1 protein-coding gene is annotated in these 1258 nt (G+C 70.4%); it reads right to left on the reverse strand.

Going from position 1 to position 1258, the window contains the following annotated elements; translation table 11 throughout:
* The coding region (locus ACFY3D_RS39510; RefSeq protein ID WP_389989654.1) for a beta-ketoacyl reductase at window positions 1–1258 on the reverse strand (1258 nt) is incomplete at both ends.

Genomic DNA, 1258 nt, shown 5'->3' on the forward strand with positions numbered 1-1258 from the left:
AACAACCCCAACCCCTGCTCAGCCGACAACGCCACCATCCCCGAACGCGCCAACCGCCGCAGATCCACCTCACCCAACCCACCCGTCATCCCGGCCTCACGACCCCACGCCCCCCATACCAACGACAACCCCGCCAACCCCTCAGCCCGCCGCACCCCCACCAGCGCGTCCAAGAACGCGTTCGCCGCCGCGTAGTTGCCCTGCCCCGCCCCACCGAACGTCCCCGCCACCGACGAGAACACCACGAACTCCGCCAGACCCAACCCTCGGGTCAGCTCGTGCAGATGCCACGCCGCATCCACCTTCGGCCGCAACACCACATCCAGATCCTCGGCCGACAACGACGGAATCGTCCCATCGGCCAGCACACCCGCAGTGTGAATCACCGCCGTCAACGGGTGTTCCTCCGGCACCTCGGCCAGCAGCGCCGCCACCTGATCGCGATCGGCCACATCACACGCCGCGACGGTGACCTCGACCCCGTGCGCGATCAACTCGGCCCGCAACTCCAGCGCCCCCGGAGCGTCCAACCCCCGCCGGCTCACCAGCAGCAGGTGCCGTATCCCACGCTCGGCCACCACATGCCGCGCGAACAGCGCCCCCAGACCACCGGTACCACCAGTGATCAACACCGTCCCCTCGGGATCCCACGAGCGGACGTCGCCACCGGCGTTCGAATCCGGCGACACCCGCGCCAGCCTCGGCACCCACACCTCACCCCCGCGCACCGCCACCTGCGGCTCACCGGAGGCCAGCGCTCCGGCCAGTACGGACGAGGACAGCTCGTCGTCGATGTCGACCAGGACGAACCGGCCAGGATTCTCCGACTGGGCGCTGCGTACGAGCCCTCGTGCCGCCGCCACGACCGGGTCCGGCGCTTTTTCGCCGTCCTCACCGGCCACGACCCCGCCCCGGGTGACGAACACCAGGCGCGAATCGGCGCACCGGTCATCGGCCAGCCACCCCTGCAGCACGTCCAGAACATGCGAGGTCAGCTCGTGCACCGACTCCGCGACCCCGTCGGCCCGGCCGGAGACCGCTTCCGCCAGCACCACACCCGGCACCGGTCCCGCCTCAACCAGCGACAGCAGATCCGCGTGAACCGGCACCGGATCCCCACCCGAATCCCCGCCCGCCCGCAGCGTGGCGGCGACACCCAACGTGTCCTGGCCGAGTATCGCCGTCGGGAGCGCGTCAGCCGCCGGGAGATCCACCGACGACGTCCACTCCACCTGGAACAAAGCATCCCTACCCGCAC

This window comes from Streptosporangium sp. NPDC000509 (genome assembly GCF_042898365.1).
Lineage (GTDB): Bacteria > Actinomycetota > Actinomycetes > Streptosporangiales > Streptosporangiaceae > Streptosporangium.